The sequence below is a fragment of the Singulisphaera acidiphila DSM 18658 genome (assembly GCF_000242455.2).
Taxonomy (GTDB): domain Bacteria; phylum Planctomycetota; class Planctomycetia; order Isosphaerales; family Isosphaeraceae; genus Singulisphaera; species Singulisphaera acidiphila.
The window spans coordinates 3,851,835-3,870,839 of the sequence record NC_019892.1 but is presented as its reverse complement, the minus strand read 5'-3'; the positions used below and the strand labels follow the sequence as shown (position 1 = coordinate 3,870,839).

Here is a 19,005-nt window from a genome sequence, read left to right as displayed (position 1 = left end):
CCGCGCGGCGGGTTCGGTTCGACTCGACTCAGACAGTCAGGACGCGCCGGGTTCCGCCCCATCGGCATCCTCGGTGAAGTAGTCGCGGAGCTTCTCGAAGAAGCTCTTTCGTTTCGGACTGACATCGAGATGCTCGATCTCGGCCAGTTCGCGAAGCAGTTCTTCCTGGCGAGGCGTCAGGTGTCGCGGGGTTTCCACGACGACCTCGACGAGTTCGTCGCCACGTCCTCGCCCGCTGATGTCAGGCATCCCCCGTCCCTTGAGCCTGAGGACGTCGCCGCTCTGCGTCCCTTTGGGGACGTGCAGGCGGTCGGGGCCGTCAAGGGTCGGGACTTCGATGTCGGCGCCGAGGGCTGCCTGGGGAAAGTTGATCGGGACCTGGCAGACCAGGTCGTTGCGGTTCCGCTCGAAGAACGGATGCTTGCGGACCAGGATCTGAATTCTCAGGTTGCCCCGAGGTGCGCCGGGGTCGCCCGGTTCGCCTTGGCCCCGGAGTTGGAGCCACATGCCGCTCTCGACGCCGGGAGGGACGTCCACCTTCAAGTGGGCGACGGCATTGACCCGCCCCGCGCCTCGGCAATTCGGGCAGGGGTCGGTGATGCGCATCCCCTCGCCGCCGCAGGCTGGGCAGGTGGTCGCCACCTGGAAGAAACCGCGAGACTGGACGACCTGGCCCTGGCCGGCGCAATAGTTGCAGCTTACGGCCACGGTCCCCTTCTTGGCACCCGAGCCTTTGCAGTCGCCGCAATATTCTTGGCGATTGACGTCGATCGGCTTGGTCGTGCCTCGGGCCGCCTCGACGAGGTCGATCTCGAGCTTGAACAGGAGGTCCTGGCCGGCCCGAGGTCCGCGGCGTCGTTGGCCGAAGAGGTCGCCGAACAGGCCGCCGCCAAAGATGTCGCCAAAGGCCGACATGATGTCTTCGGCGTTGCGGAAGTCGTGAACTCCGGCCCCTTCGAGTCCGGCGTGGCCGTAGCGGTCGTAGCGCTGGCGCTTCGCCTGGTCGGAGAGGACTTCGTACGCTTCGGCCGCTTCTTTGAAGCGTTTTTCGGCTTCGGCGTTGCCGGGATTCTTGTCGGGGTGATTCTTCAGCGCCAGTTGCCGATAGGCTTTCTTGATTTCATCCTGAGAGGCTTCGCGCTTGATTTCAAGGACTACGTAATAGTCACGCTTCGTGGTTGCCATCGGCATGGCGTCTCGCTCAGGTCCGGGGTATCAGGGGCGGCGTTCGGCAATGTACCAGGATAGCATCTCAGGCCGAGTCGTGACACGGCCCAATCCTGCTCCATCTCGACAACAAAGAGGAATTGCGAAGTAAAAAGGAGGAGAGGCCCGGACAAGTTTCGGGAGATGTGACGGATGACGCGAAGCGACCGACCATCATCAAAAGGGAAACCGACCCGAGGCCAAGGCCCACCCGGGAGCGAGTGGGCCTGACCTCGGGAACGTTCGCGAATCGATTAGCGGACCGAACCTTCAACGCGGCTCGCTCCGTCTTTCTCGTCGTCTTTGATGTTGGTGATCATCGCCTCGGTGGTGAGCATGAGGGCGGCGATCGAGGCAGCGTTCTGCAAGGCCGAGCGCGTCACCTTGGTGGGGTCGACGATACCGGCTTTGAACAGGTCGACGTATTCGCCGGTGTTGGCGTTGAAGCCAATGGCGCCTTCACGCGACTTGACCTCTTCGGCGACGACCGCACCATCGTGTCCCGAGTTGGACGCAATGTGGCGGATCGGCTCTTCCAGGCCTCGCAAGACGATCGAGGCGCCGAGCTGCTCGTCCCCCTTGAGGGTGTCGCGAAGCTTTTCGACGGCCGGGATCACGCGGAGCAAGGCCACGCCGCCGCCGGGGACGATCCCCTCTTCGGCCGCTGCGCGGGTCGCATGGAGCGCGTCTTCGACGCGGGCCTTGATCTCTTTCATGGCGGCTTCGGTCGCCGCGCCGACGTTGATCAGAGCCACGCCCCCGGAGAGCTTCGCCAAGCGCTCCTGGAACTTCTCCTTGTCGTACTCGCTCTCCGTCTCTTCGATCTGGCGACGGAGCTGGTCGATCCGCTTCTGGATGTCGGCCTTCTTGCCGGCTCCTTGGATCAAGGTGGTGCTGTCTTTGTTCACCTTGATCTGCTTGGCCGTGCCCAGGTCCTTGAGGGTCAGGTTCTCAAGCTTCAGGCCCAGGTCTTCGCTGATGACGGTTCCGCCGGTCAGGATCGCGATGTCGGCAAGCATCGCCTTGCGGCGGTCGCCGAAGCCGGGAGCCTTGACCGCGGCGATGTTCAGCACGCCACGGAGCTTGTTGACGACCAAGGTCGCCAGCGCTTCGCCGTCGACGTCCTCGGCGATGATCAGCAGCGGCTTGCCCGACTGCGCGACCTTCTCGAGGAGGGGGATCATCTCGCGGAGGCTGCTGATCTTCTTCTCGTGAAGCAGGATCAACGCATCGTCGAAGATGACTTCCATCGTCGTCGGGCTGGTGACGAAGTAGGGGCTGAGGTAGCCCTTGTCGAACTGCATGCCCTCGACGAAGTCGAGCGTCGTGGTCGCGGTCTTGCCTTCTTCGACCGTGATCACGCCGTCGCGACCAACCCGCTCCACCGCGTCGGCAAGCATGTTGCCGATCGTGGCGTCGTTGTTGGCCGAGATCGTGCCGACCTGCGCGATCTCTTCTTTCTTGGAGACGGGGCGAGAGAGCTTGTCACGCAACTCGGTGACGGCGGCCTCGACCGCCTTCTCGATCCCTCGGCGGACGGCCGTCGGATTGGCCCCCGAGGTGATGTTGCGGAGCCCTTCGCGGAAGAGCGCGCGGGCGAGGATGGTGGCGGTCGTCGTGCCGTCGCCGGCCGTGTCGGAAGTCTTCGACGCGACGACGTTGACCAGCTTCGCGCCCATGTTCTCGAACGGGTCGGGCAGCTCGATCTCCTTCGAGACCGTGACGCCGTCCTTGGTGACGGTCGGGCCGCCGAACGATTTGCTGAGGATCACGTTGCGCCCGGTCGGGCCGAGCGTGGTGCCCACCGCATGGGCCAAGACATCGACGCCTTCGAGCAGTTTGCGGCGCGCGGCGTCGGAGAAGAGCAGTTGCTTTGCCACGGGTCAGTTGTCCTTCTCTTGTCGGATGGGCACGGCCCACCAATCTTGATGAATGGTGGGCACGCCCACCCCACGGCCGGTTACTTGACGATCTTCGCCAGGATGTCGGACTCGCGGAGGATCTTGATTTCCTCGCCGTCGACCTTGATCTCGGTGCCCGAGTACTTGCCGAAGAGAACTTCATCCCCTTCGACCACGCCGATCGGGGCACGCTCGCCCGAATCGAGCAACTTGCCCGGGCCCACGGCGAGGACGCGGCCACGCTGCGGCTTTTCCTTGGCGGTGTCGGGCAGCACGATGCCGCCGGCCGTCTTCTCCTCAGCCTCAATCTGCTGGATCACAACGCGGTCTTCGAGCGGGCGAATCTTGGCCATCTGAGTGCATTCCTTATCACGTTCGGTTCGACCCCGAGCCGACGGGGCCGAACGTGGTTCCAGGGAAGATATCGTCTTCTTTTCCAAAGCAGGCCGGGCAGCCGGGATTACATCATCCCCATGCCACCCATTCCGCCCATGCCACCCATTCCTCCCATGCCGCCCATGCCGCCCATGCCTCCGCCGTGGTCATCGTGGTGACCGGCGGCTTCCGCCTTCTTCTTGGGTTCGGCGATGATGGCTTCGGTGGTCAGGAGCAGGCCGGCGACGGAAGCGGCGTTCTGGAGGGCCGAGCGTGTGACCTTGGTGGGGTCAACGATGCCGGCGGCGAACATGTCGCCCCAGGCGCCGGTGTCGGCGTTGTAGCCGAAGTTGGCTTCCTTGGACTTGAGGATCTTGTTGACCACGACGGCACCGTCGATGCCGGCGTTCTCGGCGATCGAGCGTGCGGGCTGCTCGAGGGCGCGGCGAATGATCTGGACGCCCATCGCCTGGTCGCCGGTCAGCTTGAGGGCGTCGAGTGCGGTGATCGCCCGGATCAAGGCGGTGCCACCACCGGGGACGACCCCTTCCTCGATCGCAGCGCGGGTCGCGTGCAGGGCGTCTTCGACCAGAGCCTTGCGCTCTTTCATCTCGGTCTCGGTGGCCGCACCGACGTTGATGCGGGCGACGCCGCCGGCGAGCTTGGCCAGACGCTCTTGGAGCTTCTCGCGGTCGTACTCGCTGTCGGTCTGGGTGATCTCGCGGCGGATCATCTCGACCCGTCCCTTGATCTCCTCCTGGGTGCCCACGCCTTCGACGATCGTGGTGTTTTCGCTGTCGATCGTGATCTTGCGGGCGCGGCCGAGGTCGGTGAGCTGGACGCTCTCGAGCTCGATGCCGAGGTCCTTGAAGATCGCCTTGCCACCGGTGAGGACGGCGATGTCGCCGAGCATCGCCTTGCGGCGGTCACCGTAGCCGGGGGCCTTGACGGCCGCGACCTTGAGGATGCCGCGGAGCTTGTTGACGACCAGGGTCGCCAGCGCTTCGCCTTCGATGTCCTCGGCGATCACGACGAGCGGTTTGCTCGACCGGGCGATCAGCTCGAGCAACGGGATCAGCTTCTGGGGGGAGCTGATCTTCTCTTCGTAGATCAGGATGTAGGCGTCTTCGAGGACGACTTCCATCCGATCCTGGTCGGTGACGAAATGGGGGGAGAGGTAGCCCCGGTCGAACTGCATCCCCTCGACCACGTCGACGGTGGTCTCGTTCCCCTTGCCTTCTTCGACGGTGATGACGCCGTCGGTGCCCACCTTTTCGAAGGCGTCGGCCAGCTTCTCGCCGATGATCGTGTCGTTATTCGAGGCGATGGCGGCAACCTCGGTGATCTCCTTCTTGCCGGAGACCTTCTTGGATTGCCCCTTCACGTGCTCGACAACGGCCTCGACGGCCTTTTCGATCCCTCGCTTCAGCGCCATCGGATCGGCGCCCGCGGCCAGAGCTTTGAGCCCTTCCTTGAAGATGGCCTCGGCCAGGACGGTGGCAGTCGTCGTGCCGTCGCCCGCAGCGTCGGAGGTCTTGCTGGCGGCCTCCTTGACGAGTTGGGCACCCATGTTTTCGTAGGGATCGGTCAGCTCGATCTCCTCGGCCACGGTCACGCCGTCTTTGGTGACGGTCGGGCTGCCCCAGCCCTTGTCGATCACGGCGTTGCGGCCGCGCGGGCCCAGGGTGCTCCGGACGGCCCGGGCCAGTTTGGTCACGCCGCTCGCCAGCTTCTGGCGGGCCTCCTCATCGTAGGCCATCATCTTCGCCACGGTTGGATTCTCCTTCGACGCGGTCGGGAGCCGTCTCTCGTCGTACCTGAGGCCGACGACGACGCGAGGGTCGACCGCTCGCGCGGTTCCCCCTTCGTATCTAAAAGTTCGTCGAACCAAATGCAACTGGCATACCGTCCCATGGCGTGAATTTTAAATCGTTTGTGTGCAAGAAGTTGTGTATGCCTGCAAGCGGTGCCGGTTCTGACTGGGGTCTGCCGTTTTGGCAGGTCCCGGTCATGTTTGTCATTTTCCGGCGTTCCTTCACATCGCGCCCGGGGCATCAACGGGTGGCGCTCGAAGCGGGGGGACGTAGGCAGTCGGCGGGCTTCGTCGGGTGAAATGAAAAAACGGCTCGCCCCCGGGGTCGGAGGTACGAGCCGTTCGGGCGCAACGCCCCATTTTGCTGGGCGCTCAGCAGAGTTCTTTGATCACTCTGCCGGTTGAGCCGATGGTGATGGGTCGCCCAGCGCGGTTCTTGAAGCTGGTTTCGGGGTCGATGCCCATCTGGCGGTAGAGCGTGACGAGTAGGTCGGGCGGACTGATGGGACAATCCTTGGGGACTTCTCCCCGGGAGTTGCTGGAGCCGATCACGCGGCCTTTCGCGAACCCACCGCCGGCCACCAGCACGCTCATCACCTCGCCCCAGTGGTCGCGTCCTGGAATCGGGTCGATGCCGGGCAGCCCTTGGTTGATCCGAGGGGTTCGGCCGAACTCCCCCATCACCAGCACGACGGTCGAGTCGAGCATCCCGTGCATCTCGAGGTCGTCGACCAGGGTGGCGACCGCGCTGTCGACGATGGGCAAGACCCGTTTCATCCCCACTTCGATGCTGGAGTGGAAGTCCCAGCCTCCATAAGTCAGGGTGACGAACCGGACTCCCGCCTGGACGAGCCGGCGGGCCATCAAGGCGCTTTGCCCCCAGGTATGCCGCCCGTAGCGGTCACGGAGCTGTGGGCTTTCCTTGCGGATATCGAACGCCGCACGGGTGGCGGGGCTGGAAACCATCGTGAAGGCGTCTTGGCTGAACTGATCGAGGCCATCCATCACGCCCGAGGCGTCGACGTCACGCCGGACCTGGTCGAAGGCGCCCAGGAGGTTGCGTCTCCCTTCGATTCGGGGGAGGTCGACACCGGCGGGCGGGGCGAGGTTCGGCACCTGGTAGGCGTCGGTATTGGGATCGCCGTCGGCCGAGAACGGGTTATAGCCGAGCCCGAGGTAGGCTGCGCCGTGGTATCCGGGGGCGAGGCCAACCGAGTGCGTCTGGGGAAGGCCGACGTAGGCAGGCATCCCTGGCGTTTTCGCCCCCTTCAACTTGGCGATGATCGACCCGGCCGAGGGATACTGAGGGGCCAGGTCCACGGCGGTCGAGCCGAGCACTCCGGTGAGCATCCAGTGGGCGGCCGCGAAGTGGTCGCCGGTGTGGTGGTGCATCGACCGGATGATCGACATCCGGTCCATCATTTTCGCTTGTTGGGGAAATAACTCGGAGATTCGGATCCCGGGTACGCAGGTCTCAATCGAGTTGAGCGGTCCACGGAACTCGACGGGGGCGTCGGGCTTGGGGTCGTACGTCTCATGTTGAGGCGGTCCCCCATCGAGCCAGATCAGGATCACCGAAAGGTCGCGCTCTTTGGGTTGGCCCGCTGCCTTGGCGGCGGCCTCGATCCGGAGGAGGTCGGCGAGGTTGAGGCCGGCGAGCCCGAGAAACCCCGCCTTGAGGAAGGAACGTCGGTTCGGCCCCTGAGTTTGAGGCGAAGCGTGACCCATCAGTTCCAGCATCGGAAGAGTCTCCTCGACGGTAGGTGGCGCGGGGGACGCCATCGGGGGTGGGTGGGGGACGCATATCGATTGGAGAGGGATCCGACCCGGATCCACAACCCGGTCCGTCCGTCAGTCGTTGAACTGGAACTCCTTGGCATTGATCAAGGCCCAGACGATATCCTCGAAGGCCTCGCGTTTCTTGCCGGCGTGGGTGGTCAAGTGGCCCAGAGCGCTTGCGGTTTCCCCACTGGAGGGAGCCCGACCGAAGGCGGCCCAGAAGAGTTCTTCCACCTTGGCCTCATCGGGTCGGCTATCCTTGGCGAGCGCTTCGGCACGGCCGCCGGCTGCCGCCAGCTTGCCTTGCACCTCGCCGGAATTCAGGAGCATCAAGCTTTGCCCGAGGCTGGCGTCACCGACGCGCTCGCATTCGCACGGGGTATCGCGCTTGGGACGTCCGAAGGTGTCGAGAAAGGCCGAGACCACGCTCTCGTCGGGCAGTTCGATGGCCCGAGTGCCGGCGGGAAGACCGGCAAACGGCGTCGGCACTCCCGAGACCTGGGAGATCGCGTCCAAAAGGACCTCTGCGCCCAGCCGCTTGGGATAGTGGCGGGCGAAGCTCTGTTTGTCCTTGCGGTTGTACTCGTTCGGGACGCTCGAAAGCCCGTAGAGCCGGCTCGTGCAGATCGTGCGGACCAGCCGCTTGAGGTCGTAGCCGGTTTTGACGAAGTCGTCGGCCAGGCCGTGCAGCAGATCGGGGTTCGACGGCGGGTTCGTCAGCCGGAGGTCGTCCATTGGCTCGACGATCCCCCGCCCAAAGAAGTGGGCCCAGTAACGATTGACGAGTGCCTTGGCGAAGAACGGATTCTGCGGTTCGGCCATCCAGTCGACGAGCTTCTGGCGAGGATCCTCGTTGGCCGCGATCGGAACGACCTCGCCGCCGAGCCCCTTGGGGCTCATCACCTGCTTCGTCTTCGGCTGCGTGACCGCGCCGGTCCGGGCGGTGAAGATGACTTCGTCGTCCCGGCCGCTCCGCTGCGCCTGTGCGGAGGGCTTCCGACCGATCCGCGCGAAGAAGGCGGCGAAGCCGTAGTAATCGTTCTCGCTCCACTTCTCGAACGGGTGGTGGTGGCACTTGGCACACTGGAGCCGCATTCCGAGGAACACCTGCGCTGAGTCGTCGACGAACGCGTCGGCCGCCTTGATCCGGCGATACCACTGGACCGGCGGCGAGGTCTCGGGCGTGCCGCTGGCGGCGAGAATCGAGCGGACGAACTGGTCGTAAGGCGTGTTTCGGGCCAGATTTTCGCGGATCCAGTCGTAGAAGGCAAAGGTCCCATGCTGGGCCTTCGGATCTCCTTCACGCTTATTGCGGAGGATGTCGGCCCATTTGATCGCGAAGTAGGTTGCATATTCCGGCCGTTCGAGCAGCCGATCGACGAGCGACACCCGCTTCTCGGGGCTGGGATCGGCGACGAACGCCTTGATTTCCTCGGCCGTCGGCAAGGTCCCGATGATGTCGAGCGAGGCGCGACGAACGAACTCCGCGTCGGTACACGAGTCGGACGGAAGGATTCCGAGCGCCTTCCACTGCTTGAGGGCTGCGGAATCAATGAGGTTGGAGGGTGGGAACTCGGACGCGGCCGCAATGGGCAGGCCGAGGGGAACGGTGGCACGGAAGACGGCGACCTGTCCCTGGTAGCGCGCCATGATCCCCGCTTGGCCGGACAGCTCGCGGGTTGCGACCTTGCCCCCCTCCGCAACGTCGGCCACTTCGGGGTCGTTCGACTGATACTGAGCCCAGCGGGTCACATCCTCGGTGGTCCCGTCGGTGTAGTGGGCGGTCACGATGATCTGCTGCGACGTTCCGCGTGTCATGACCCGAGTGTCGGGGTAGATTTCGATCCCCGAGACGGTCGGGTCTGACGCCTTGCCGACCGGCATTCCTCCCCCGATCCAGCGGCTGATCACGCGGTATTCTTGCGAGTCGAGCTTGAGCCGCCGGCCGCCACCGTGAGGGACGGTCGCGGTTCCCTTGGTCAGGAGCAAGCTCTGCTCGGGTCGCGCCGGGAAGAGTCGCCGGCCTCGCCCTTCCTTGACGAGCGCCTCGTAGTCGAGAGTCGGTTCGAAGCCGAGCAGGCTGAGCCGGAACCCATTCTGACCGCTGGCCTTGCCGTGGCATCCCCCCGAGTTGCAGCCGAGCTTGGTGAAGATCGGCACGACCTGGTTGGCGAAGTTGACCGTCCGCTCCGACGTGAACTCGGTGACGGTCACGGGCACTTCGACCGTCCGCTCACCCGAGCGCACCGCAATGGTCGCGGTGCCGTCTCCCTTCGCGGAGATCATCCCCGAGTCGTCGATCTCCGCGACCTTGGGGTTGGATGACACGAATTTGGCCTGCGTCGATTCGTCCCGCACGGCCGAGTCGCCGGCAATCGCCTCGACCGCCAGTTGCTGGACCGAGTCGGGCCCGCGCAGGACCACCCGAGGCGGGACGACCCGGATCGAGGACGCTGCGGTTCCTTCCACGGGCGGCCGATCATTGGCCCATGCGGGGGTGAAACCGAGGCCCCAGAGCAGGAGGATGCGAGTCACCTGGCTGGGAATCCACCAAGGGGCTGAGCGAAGAATCCGTGTCATCCGCTGTTCCTGCATCGCAGTGAGTCTCCCTTGGCAGCCTCCCGGTACGGAGGGGTACGAAGTTTACTCTACAACCATCCCCCTCCTCCGACAACCTTTTTGTTAAATACTTCTTTCACGTCAGGGCGACACTCATTGGGAATTCTTGGGAGATTCCCCCAGGAATCGGCGGCGGGGTCTGGACGGGGCCGCCCTGGGATGTTTATTCTATGAGGGCACTCTGACCGGGTAGCTCAGTCGGTAGAGCAACGGACTTCAACGGAAAGTTGCACGCAGAAAAATAGGAGCCTCTCGCGGGAAGAAACCGAACCGCGATGAGTGAATGCCGCAGTATGCTGGGACGCCCTGAGAGCTTCGCCACCACAACGTCGCCGGTAACGGCAAGCGTGACGGTTTGAAAAGGCGAAGATTGGGTAATCAGCAGGCAAGGGACCGGCGGATCGCCGGCCTCGGCCCCAGAGACTAGACGCGGCACGCCTGAGATGGCGATGGGATAGTCCAGACGCTCAACACCTGGAGAGCTTTTCCTTCAACGCGAAGGGCTTCGGGGGGTCGGTGAAAGCCGATGAGGTACGTTAATCCGTTGGTCGAGGGTTCGAGCCCCTCCCCGGTCACTTGAGAAAATGCCTCGTTCTTGAGACACCAATCACCCCAGGTCGAAATCGAAAGATTTCGACCTGGGGTGATTGCGATTCCGCCCTGCCCTTCCTATCGATCCCTGCCGACTGGATCGCAAGACATTGGTTCCCAGGTGGTTTGCTCCCCTTCCTTCCGAGCAGACTCTCCGCTGATCCTTATGCATCAGGCATCTGGATGCCTCTCAATCCCCATGCTGCTGAACCCTTGGCGATGATCTTCGTAGGCGAATCCCACCGGCTGTCTCGAGCGACGACGACCGCCTGCCGGGTGCCTCGGATTCCCCTGGAATTAACGCTGGATTCGGGGTTTTCCGTCACAAACGCCACCAGGCCGCGTTCTTCCTCGCCGAGGTCTTGCACAATGGTTTGTGTCCTACTTTGGCTGATCGGATCTTGTTCAGGGGGGAATTATGGCGTGGTTCTCTCGAGTATCGCGTTTCGGCGACGTTCACTGGGTCTTCGGGCAAGAGCAGCAAATCTCTTGTGGAGTGGCCTGCGTGATCATGGCCGCCTTCAAGATCAATAAGATTGCCCCAGGGACGAAAGCCTTATTCAGCGAAGCTGATATTCTTGCGAAAGCGACGGCGATGTTCGGTCCCAACCCTTTGGGGACAGCGGGGTTCAACAACCCGCAGATTCTCCAAATGCTGAATCATGCCGACCTCAAGATGACCGGCTGGAATTTCAAGCGCCTCGCGAAGCCCGATGTACCGGACAAGATCATCCAGGAGGTTGGCGTCACGAGCGGTTTCGGCGTCGTCATTTCCGTGAAGCCGATGATCGTCGGGATCGACTGGAAAGGAGGCGGTGGCCACTGGGTGGTCGTCGATACGGTTCGCACTTTCATGGGGAAGAAGTACGCCACTGTTTGCGACCCTTGGGATGCCAACCTCCACATCGTGCCGCTGAAAAAGAATCAGACCTTCAGCTACACTGGGAAATCGGTCGTCGGCGTTGATTTCTGGGGCGAACGCTATAACTACGATACACCGAGTGAGGGGGGGGCGTTCCTTGGCGACGTCCTTTGGAGGGCGTAGGAGCCTGTCCACATATTGAGGAACCGAACGCCGTTGGCGAATGGGAACCGGCCAGTAACAAGGGCTGTGAATCTTCAGGTTCAGGGCTTGGGTTTCTCCCCTGTGATCGAAGGTGTTTGCCGGTCGTGGGTGGAATCGGAGTCGGGGACACAGACAATTTCACCGGAGGCCAGGCGGTAGGCGGTGCCGAGTTTTTCGCCGGCCCCTTCGAGCTTCTCCTGGCTGACCCGGTATTGCTTGATGGACTGAGCTTGGGGCAGGTTGACCGCTTGGGGATCGCCAGCCAGAGAGGGATCGCTATGCGGCGATGCGTTTCGCCGGGACGATCCCGCGAAGACGATGAGGATGGCGATCGAGAAGACCATCCAGAGGTCGAAGAGGTTGACCAGGCCGGCGAGCGGGTCGTTCTCCTCGCGCGCCTCCCATCGCCTTGGGCGTCGATCACGCATCGGCAGGCTCTCCGATCGGGCTGTCGAGGCAGGCTTGCCCCTGTTCGTTCTTCGGGCGGATCGTATCGAGGACGAATTCCAGGTCGCTGAGGTCCTGGTCGTACCAGTTGCGGCGGAGGACGCTCGCGGCGTAGGCGAGGCCGCCGATCAGGAGCCCGAAGACGGTCGAAGTGAACGCGATTTCGAGGTTCTCGGCCAGCGAGGCCAGGTCGTCCGAAGCGAGTCCACGGAGCGCGGGGCCGAGCGGAAGCAGGGTTCCAACCAGGCCGAGCATGGGACCGACTCGGGTGGCGAATGAGAGCCAGGAGAGGCGGCGGGTCATATCGATCTCGAGGTCGTCGAGGCATTTCCTCAGCCCGGGCCGGCCCCGATGATCCGCCGCGCGAAACCAGGCCTGAAATCGTGCGGGGTCGCCGCTCAACGAGAGTTGGCGGAACGCGGCGGCCTCGCCGCTGTCGGCCTTCAGACTGGCCAGGTAGTTTGTCCAAACCGAGCGGGTTTGCCAGCGTTCGAAGGCCTCTCGGGCGAGACCGCCCATCATCCAGAGTGTCGCAGCCGACATGAGGGCGAGGACGAGCAGCACCGGGGTGAGCAGGACACCGGTGACCATGAACAGGATTTCAACAAGCCGGTCGGTCATGCCCCCCTCCTTCCCCGAATGAATCCGCCCAGGACGAGGATCAGAGTGACTCCCCCGAGGACCCAGACCGTAACGTCCGTTGCACGCGGCTTCGGATTCAACGGCGGGGGTGAGGGCTCCAGACGCTGGCCACGGATCGGTTCGGCACTCGGAGCAGACGCTGCAACCGGAGAAGTATCGGCCTTCGCTGGTTCATGGTTCTCGGTTGTCGGCCGTGGGATCGGCGACTTCGCTTCCGAGCCATTCGCTTGCCTCGGGGTGGGCGATTGAACTGGTGTATTTGATCCTGGGGCCGCCGAGGAAGCAGCAACGGGCGATGGTCCCGGACCGGGTGCCGGGACCAGGCCGGCGACGGTCGCGATCGGGGGGGCGGACCCATCGAACTGGGCATGATACTGAGTCCCGAGCCCCGCCAGTTCCGCGACGCCGGAGTTGGTCAGGGTTCGCTCCACGTACTGGCGGAGCGGGCCGTTGGCTCCGCTTCGGAGGCCGCCGTTGTCTCCGTGACGCACGACGGAGCGGGCGTAGGCTTCCGCCAACCGCCGGGTCGTCTCGGCTTCCGCTTTCCAGTAGCCTTTGCGGGTCGACTCGAGCATTGTTGCGGATAACTCCTGGAACGCGAACGGATTCTCCGACTCGAACCACTGGCCAATCGACAACCCAAGCTTGTCTTTCATGAAGATGGCATCCATCTCCTCCCAGGTCTGCCGTGGGATGCTCCCCTCACGGACGACTTCCCATCCCATGCTGTTCGACACCATGACGGCGATCTGGTCGGCCCCGGCATACCCCTCCTTCATCATCCCTTCAATCCATTTGCGGTTGAACAGTCGCACGCGAAACTCACGGGCGAGTGCGTCCTCCGCGCGAATGACGCCGGCCCGATCGAAGTCGCGGACGTCGGAGAGCAGAAACTCGGGTGCCTTCCCCGTCAGATGTTCGACGGCCATCGCGAGTTGGCCGCCGTGGAGCCACATGTACTTATTTGCCAACGGACCTGTCATGTGGTCGGACCAGCTTCGCAGGACGGTGTCGGTCCCCTGGATCTGGCGGTCATAGGCTTCCGGCGCGGGTTCGCCCCAGTGGCCCTTGGTGTAGACGTTCTTGGCCTCGGACAGGTAATGCTCGATGACCTCGTCGCGCGTGGTCCACGACCCCGATTGCTGAATGTACGCGGAGTTGCCGGGCGACCCATACTCCCCCGGCGCGACGCCGAAGATCCGTGCCTGGGACAACGCCAAAGCGCGGCCGGCTTCAACGCCCTTCGCCTTCAGTTCGTCACGAACGCGCTCGGAATTGAGCCGGACGACGTTGTCCTTCTCGGCCAGTTCCGCGACCAGTCGGATCGCCTTGTCGATCAACTCGAGACGGCCGGGCAGATTCTGAGCGTAGAGGCCGCCCGGGGCGATGAAGACGTCGATTCGCGGTCGCTTGAGGATTTCGGAGGGGATGACCCGTACGTCGTTGACCAGGTCGCGGTCGTCCCAGACGGGTTCGACGCCGAGGCAATAGAGGATCTGGGCCTCCATCACGCCGTAATCGCGGAACGTGGCATGCGGCCGGAGGTCGAACGCGATCTTCGCCGGGTAGTGTCCCTTTTCCTTGAGCGATCGCTCGAGGATCTGATCGACGAGCTTCTTGGCGAGTTCCCACGACGGTTTGGTCGGGATCTCCTCGGGATTGAGCATGCAGAGGTTTCGACCCGTCGGCACGGCGCCTGGGTTGCGAATCGGGCTGTTGACCGGACCGGGTGGGATGTAGCGGCCGTCGAAGGCGGCCAGGAGGTTGTCGATCTCGTCGGTCGTCTTGGCGAAGCGTTGGTTCAGGTCGATGGCAAGCTCGAGCCCTTTTTGAAGGTCGGGGGGCAGGTCTGCGCTCGGCTTGCCGCCGATGGCCGTGATGGCGTCGAGCGGGCTCAGGTCGCGCCTGACGACCAGTTCGACCGCTTCCTCGGCCTTACGGCGGAGGTAGAGCACGCGATCGCCGGGCAGGCGGCTCTCCTCTGTCGGAACGGGCACGACCTGGCCGAGCGCGTCGAGGAATTTCCGCTTGAGGATCGTCGTGAGGAAGGGGACCATCAAATCCGCCCGAGGCGGCTCGCCCAGGACGTGAAGACTGATGGGGGTCGTCTCGCCTTCGATGTCGTGGAGGTATTCGACAACCTTGTGGATATGCTCGGGCGTGAGCGGCGCCTGGGGTTCTTCGGGCAATCCCGTTTCCTTCGCCAGGTGGAGTCGGACGACGTCGGCGGTGATCTGGCGGCGGAACCCTTCGCGGAGCGCCCCTTCTTCGAGGCTGTCCCACTTGTCGATCAGACCGTGAAGGTTGAGCAGGTCGTCAGAGAGCCCCGCGGTGACGATCGGCGGAGTCAGGTGCCCGAGCGTCAGGCCGTAGGCTCGACGTTTGACGGGAGCGACCTCGCCGACGTTGTCGATGATCCAGGGGTTGATGTTCGGCATCGTACCCATGAGGATGTCCGGCCAGTCGCGGTCGGAGAGGCCGACGGGATTGGCCGGCAGGAAGAATTCCGAGCCGTGGGTGCCGAAGTGGACCAGGGCGTGGGCCTTGAACGATTCTTGAAGCCAGAAATAGGTGGCGATGTAGTTATGGGGGGGCGGGATCAGACCTTGGTGGAGCAAGGAGGGATCCTGGCCTTCTCCTCGGAGCGGCTGGGGCAGGAGGATGATGTTGCCCAGGTCGATTCGCGGGATCACGATGAAGCTGCGACCTTGGTCGTCTTTCCAGACCATGGCGTTGCCGGGGGCCGGTCCCCAGTGTTTGGCGACCTCGCCCCGGACTGCCTCGGGCACGCGGGCCTCGAGCCACTCGAGGTAGGTTTCGACGGGAAGCAGGACGGCCTGACCGCTCCTGGCCAGACGGTTCAGCTCTCCCTGGTTCCACAGGCCGTATTGCCGTCCACGCTCCAACAGCCATTCGATCAACTCATTCTCATGGCCCGGGACGGCGTTCAGGGAGTACCCCTCGGCCTTCAGGGTCTTGAGGACCTTGACCATGCTCTTGGGCGCATGGAGGTGCATGCCGGTGGAACTGCCGCGCATCAGCTCGTTCTGGCCGGCCTCGCGGTCGTAGTAGAGGAACGCGATCCGCTTGTCGGCGCGAGGCGTTTTCCGGAGCGCGATCCAGGAGAGGGCACGCTTGACGAGGTGTTCAATCCGTTCGGGGATGGGGCTGAACGACTCGGCGCTTCCGCCGCCGTGGATGGTCCCCGCGCCGATTAAGGGTTCGATGGCGCCGAGGTGTTCCTGGCCGATCACCTGGAAGGCGGCATCGCCTTGGGTGAACCCCCCCAGGTTGTTCTGCCAGAAATCGATCGAGTTCCGGCGAAAGAAGAGCGAATGCATATGAGGGGCGTCGAGCCGGGTCCGTTCTTCGACGGTCTCACCGCTGTGGCAGGTGTGGATGACGACGTCGGGTTTGAATTCTTCGACCGGTTTTGCCGTTGTGGCGGTGGATCGTGAGTTGCCGTCGGTGAAGCCGGCCGCGAGGATCCCTTTCGCTTCCAGGGAACGGATCAAGGCATCGACGACGCGAGGCTGTTGATACTCGAGGTGCGTGGTGTGGACCATGACCGCCGCGCGGGGGAGCTTGGCCGGGTCGCGCCCCTTGGTGGACGACCATGCCAGGAACGCCGGAACCGAGTCGAACCGCCCGTCGTGGTCGGGATGATAGAGGCCGGTCGCCGCTTCGTCGGACTCGGCCGGCGGGAGGATTTCGCCGGCCTGGCCGAGATATTTGACCGCGACGTAGATCAGGAACCGGCGGAGGTTCTCCCGTGAGCGAGGCAAATACTTCGAGACCTCCGGGTCGGTCTCGACCGGGTTGGCATCCCCCTTGTCTTTGAACATGGCGACGGCTGCGGCCCCTTCACGTCCGACCGCGAAGATCCGCGTTGGCGATTTGCCCTGCTTGGCCGCAAGGAACAGGTTGCGGTAAGCGTCCTGGTCTTCTTCGCGTGTGTGCTGGATGAAGACCAGGCGGTAGGCGGACAGGTCGCTCGCCTTAGTGGCGATCTGCTCGTCGGAGTTGTACTCAACGCGCAGATTCATCCCTTTGGCAAAGCCTTCGAGCGTCTCGAAAACCCCACCGTGCAAGCCGATGAAGGCGATCCGTGGCGTCTCTTGCGGATCTTGAGACCACGCCGGGGCCTGACAAAGCAGGATGAGAAGGAGGCCGGCCAGGAGACCGAGAGCACGTCGAGTCCGTGTTGTCATGAGAGTGGCCCGCTGGGTGTGCGCGAGGTGTTTCTTTGTTTTCGGTTGTTGAGGATGTCATGCAATGATGATGTTGGAATGCTGGAAAATTTCAGGCAAGCAGCGAGCGTCCACCCCGAGGCGATTTTCTTGGCGGACACGGCCCACCATTTTGTGGAAGCCCTGGTTTTAGGCTCACGGGTTGGGTGCAACCCGTGGTATCCAGCCAGGGCCCGTAAGCCACTCGAAGGAAGACGATATGTCCAACGGCCTAGAACTGGTCGCTGCCGATCACTTCGCCGCCGTTGCGGGTGGCGAGGGCCCGCCAACTGGTTACGGCGACGCTGTCCTTGATGAACTGGATGTGGCCGTCGGCGAAGAGGACGTTGACTCCCCCGGGATGAAAGCTTCGAGAGCTGAGCAGGCCGTTGGTATCGCCGGCGCAGTCCGCCTTCTTGTGATTCGGGGGCCAGTAGTGATTGAGCGTGGAACCACCTGACATGCTGCCGTGGAACCAACGGCTGCCGCGAGTGCCGCTATAGGCGGGGATTGCCTCGCAGGCCTCTTCGGTGAAGGTGGAAGTGTAGCCGCCTCCCCCTTTGTAGTGGGCCAGGAGGTCGAAGGCGGCCGGTGCGTTGGTGTCGACTCCGCTCCCTTTGATCGACTCTACGAACGCCGAGGTGTTCGAGAGGCCGTCGGTGATCTCGGCGAACCGAACGCGCGAGCCGTCGAACATTAGCCCGTTCCCGCTGCCGCTGGACATCAGGCCGGTGCCGGCCACGGCGAAATAATTGGTGGGGCCCAGGTCGGGAGTGACTCGGTCTGACTTGCGATCGCTTGGGCAGGCGTAGGTGGGGATCATGAAGGCGATGGCGGTGGTGTTCGCCATATCGTAATTGTTGCGTGCGTTCGGAGCCGTGGAGTGGTCAAAGTTGATGGCGTTGTACAGGGCTCCTCCCTCCAGGTGAGGCAGGATCTGCGCCAGCGACGACCAGTAGTGGGGCGAGTTGGTTCGGGCTGAGGGGAGGACGAGGTGAATCCCCTCGTAGTTATGCATGGCCAGCCCGATTTGCTTGAGGTTGTTCGTGCATTGCATGCGTCGAGCCGCCTCGCGGGCCGCCTGGACCGCGGGGAGGAGCAGAGCGATCAAGACTGCAATGATGGCGATGACGACCAACAACTCGATCAGGGTGAATCCGTGACGTCTCATCTCGCGTTTCTCTTGGGTCTGTCGCTCAAGTCGGCTCTTGTGTTGTGGGATTGGGCCGGATTGACTACGAGCTGAGGCGTCTTAAGCAATTCATGCGCCGGTCATGAATCCCTGAGTTAACTTCCTGTGTGGCAAGACTTATCAGCGATTGGCCGGCGCGATCGGACTTCCGCCGAAGGGCGAGTCTTTCGCCCTTCGCGGCGTTTTTTTGTCCACGAGCCTCGAGTGTTCGGGATCGTCTTAGATCGTGACTGAGACATCCAGGATGTTCAATCGGTAGTGGCTCGATGTGTTGGACCGTAGACCCTGAGCGTCGGCCGACCACGCCCCGCCACCCTCGACCTCAATGGCGTCGCGAGACGGTACGGGGTGGTTAGCGCGGCCACGCCCACTATGGGATCGGGTGCACCGCCCCCTCGGACGGCACCGGCGACCAGAAGGACTCGGCCGCCCGCGCGTACTCCTGCGACAGCCGGGCGTGGTACGCAACCTTCTTGGAGATGCTGTCGGCGAGTTTGCCCTGCGCCTCGACGGCCGCCGCCCACCCCGAACGCGGGCCCGAGAACGGGTGGAATTCCTTTGAGCGGATGATGCCGGGCGTCTCCCGGACGACGTTGATTTCGGGATGGGCGAGGAGGTCACCCACGTAAGAGGAGGCGAGCTTGTAGTAGTTGGTCTCAATGCTTAATCGGTGTCTCAGGGATTCGGCTTCGATACGGTGGTGCGCAGCCTGGGCACGGTAGGTCGGGCGCCGTTCGTACCAGGTGACGACCCTCGTGGCGGCCCAGCAGAGCAGGCCCGCGCAGGCCACCAAGATCAGGCTCGTCCGGAGTTTCAATCGCACTGCCCACTCCCCCCGTCTGCCGGCGCGCCAGTGTGCCGTCACGGCTTTTTTTGATCCCACTCCTTGAGATACTTCTGGCTGTTCTCGCTCCATTCTGAGAGCAACTCAGGGACCATCTGCTTTGTCCCGGCGGTCTCCGAGGGCGGGGTCAGACTCTGGGTTCCTCCCCAATTGTTGGGATCCTCGTAGTTAAAGCCCGCCTGGTTCAGGAAAGATCTCTCCCCGTGGAGGTTCCAGATTAGATAATAAATGAAAATTAATATGTCATAAGTGTTGTTATGTGCTGAAGTGTGGGCCCGTTGCTCCGATTCGGCCCTGGCCA

12 protein-coding genes are annotated in these 19,005 nt (G+C 63.3%); 1 reads left to right on the top strand and 11 read right to left on the bottom strand.

Annotation, left to right across the window (positions count from 1 at the left end; all coding sequences use genetic code 11):
• Positions 1 to 36: 36 nt before the first annotated feature.
• The 6 genes from dnaJ to SINAC_RS15090 form a co-directional block, all read right to left on the bottom strand.
• Positions 37 to 1,191, bottom strand: a complete 1,155-nt coding sequence (gene dnaJ, locus SINAC_RS15115) for a molecular chaperone DnaJ (RefSeq protein WP_015246512.1) — start codon at positions 1,189 to 1,191, stop codon at positions 37 to 39.
• Positions 1,192 to 1,460: 269 nt separating this feature from the next.
• On the bottom strand, positions 1,461 to 3,086 hold the full coding sequence (gene groL / locus SINAC_RS15110; RefSeq protein ID WP_015246511.1) for a chaperonin GroEL: 1,626 nt from the start codon (positions 3,084 to 3,086) through the stop codon (positions 1,461 to 1,463).
• Positions 3,087 to 3,166: 80 nt separating this feature from the next.
• A complete protein-coding gene (gene groES, locus SINAC_RS15105; protein WP_015246510.1) occupies positions 3,167 to 3,460 on the bottom strand; it encodes a co-chaperone GroES in 294 nt (97 codons plus the stop codon).
• A 107-nt stretch (positions 3,461 to 3,567) separates the two neighbouring features.
• Entirely contained in the window at positions 3,568 to 5,253 is a 1,686-nt protein-coding gene (gene groL, locus SINAC_RS15100; RefSeq protein ID WP_015246509.1) for a chaperonin GroEL, read from the bottom strand.
• Between the two features lie 414 nt (positions 5,254 to 5,667).
• Entirely contained in the window at positions 5,668 to 7,035 is a 1,368-nt protein-coding gene (locus SINAC_RS15095) for a DUF1501 domain-containing protein (protein WP_015246508.1), read from the bottom strand.
• A 111-nt stretch (positions 7,036 to 7,146) separates the two neighbouring features.
• Positions 7,147 to 9,654, bottom strand: coding sequence for a DUF1549 domain-containing protein (locus SINAC_RS15090; protein ID WP_015246507.1), 2,508 nt, complete (start codon positions 9,652 to 9,654; stop codon positions 7,147 to 7,149).
• Positions 9,655 to 10,702: 1,048 nt separating this feature from the next.
• Here SINAC_RS15090 and SINAC_RS15085 point away from each other — a divergent pair.
• Positions 10,703 to 11,329, top strand: a complete 627-nt coding sequence (locus SINAC_RS15085; protein WP_015246506.1) for a hypothetical protein — start codon at positions 10,703 to 10,705, stop codon at positions 11,327 to 11,329.
• A gap of 80 nt (positions 11,330 to 11,409) precedes the next feature.
• Here the strand turns inward: SINAC_RS15085 and SINAC_RS15080 are convergent, their stop codons facing one another.
• From SINAC_RS15080 to SINAC_RS15060, 5 genes are all read right to left on the bottom strand, one after another.
• The gene (locus SINAC_RS15080) at positions 11,410 to 11,778 is read right to left on the bottom strand and encodes a DUF2149 domain-containing protein (protein WP_015246505.1); all 369 of its coding nucleotides are present in this window, start codon (positions 11,776 to 11,778) and stop codon (positions 11,410 to 11,412) included.
• Positions 11,771 to 12,418, bottom strand: a complete 648-nt coding sequence (locus SINAC_RS15075; RefSeq protein ID WP_015246504.1) for a MotA/TolQ/ExbB proton channel family protein — start codon at positions 12,416 to 12,418, stop codon at positions 11,771 to 11,773. The genes SINAC_RS15080 and SINAC_RS15075 overlap by 8 nt, the downstream gene beginning before the upstream one ends.
• Complete coding sequence (locus SINAC_RS15070; RefSeq protein WP_015246503.1) at positions 12,415 to 16,650, bottom strand: cobaltochelatase subunit CobN; 4,236 nt, start codon at positions 16,648 to 16,650, stop codon at positions 12,415 to 12,417. The genes SINAC_RS15075 and SINAC_RS15070 overlap by 4 nt, the downstream gene beginning before the upstream one ends.
• A gap of 250 nt (positions 16,651 to 16,900) precedes the next feature.
• The gene (locus SINAC_RS15065; protein ID WP_015246502.1) at positions 16,901 to 17,839 is read right to left on the bottom strand and encodes a DUF1559 domain-containing protein; all 939 of its coding nucleotides are present in this window, start codon (positions 17,837 to 17,839) and stop codon (positions 16,901 to 16,903) included.
• A gap of 391 nt (positions 17,840 to 18,230) precedes the next feature.
• Positions 18,231 to 18,683, bottom strand: a complete 453-nt coding sequence (locus SINAC_RS15060; RefSeq protein ID WP_015246501.1) for a hypothetical protein — start codon at positions 18,681 to 18,683, stop codon at positions 18,231 to 18,233.
• Positions 18,684 to 19,005: the final 322 nt, after the last annotated feature.

What these genes read in the sequence shown, in the direction of transcription:
- dnaJ (WP_015246512.1), bottom strand. Translation starts at nt 1,191, where the DNA reads ATGCCGATGGCAACCACGAAGCGTGACTATTACGTAGTCCTTGAAATC.
- groES (WP_015246510.1), bottom strand. Translation starts at nt 3,460, where the DNA reads ATGGCCAAGATTCGCCCGCTCGAAGACCGCGTTGTGATCCAGCAGATT.
- SINAC_RS15095 (WP_015246508.1), bottom strand. Translation starts at nt 7,035, where the DNA reads ATGCTGGAACTGATGGGTCACGCTTCGCCTCAAACTCAGGGGCCGAAC.
- SINAC_RS15090 (WP_015246507.1), bottom strand. Translation starts at nt 9,654, where the DNA reads ATGACACGGATTCTTCGCTCAGCCCCTTGGTGGATTCCCAGCCAGGTG.
- SINAC_RS15085 (WP_015246506.1), top strand. Translation starts at nt 10,703, where the DNA reads ATGGCGTGGTTCTCTCGAGTATCGCGTTTCGGCGACGTTCACTGGGTC.
- SINAC_RS15080 (WP_015246505.1), bottom strand. Translation starts at nt 11,778, where the DNA reads ATGCGTGATCGACGCCCAAGGCGATGGGAGGCGCGCGAGGAGAACGAC.
- SINAC_RS15075 (WP_015246504.1), bottom strand. Translation starts at nt 12,418, where the DNA reads ATGACCGACCGGCTTGTTGAAATCCTGTTCATGGTCACCGGTGTCCTG.
- SINAC_RS15070 (WP_015246503.1), bottom strand. Translation starts at nt 16,650, where the DNA reads ATGACAACACGGACTCGACGTGCTCTCGGTCTCCTGGCCGGCCTCCTT.
- SINAC_RS15065 (WP_015246502.1), bottom strand. Translation starts at nt 17,839, where the DNA reads ATGAGACGTCACGGATTCACCCTGATCGAGTTGTTGGTCGTCATCGCC.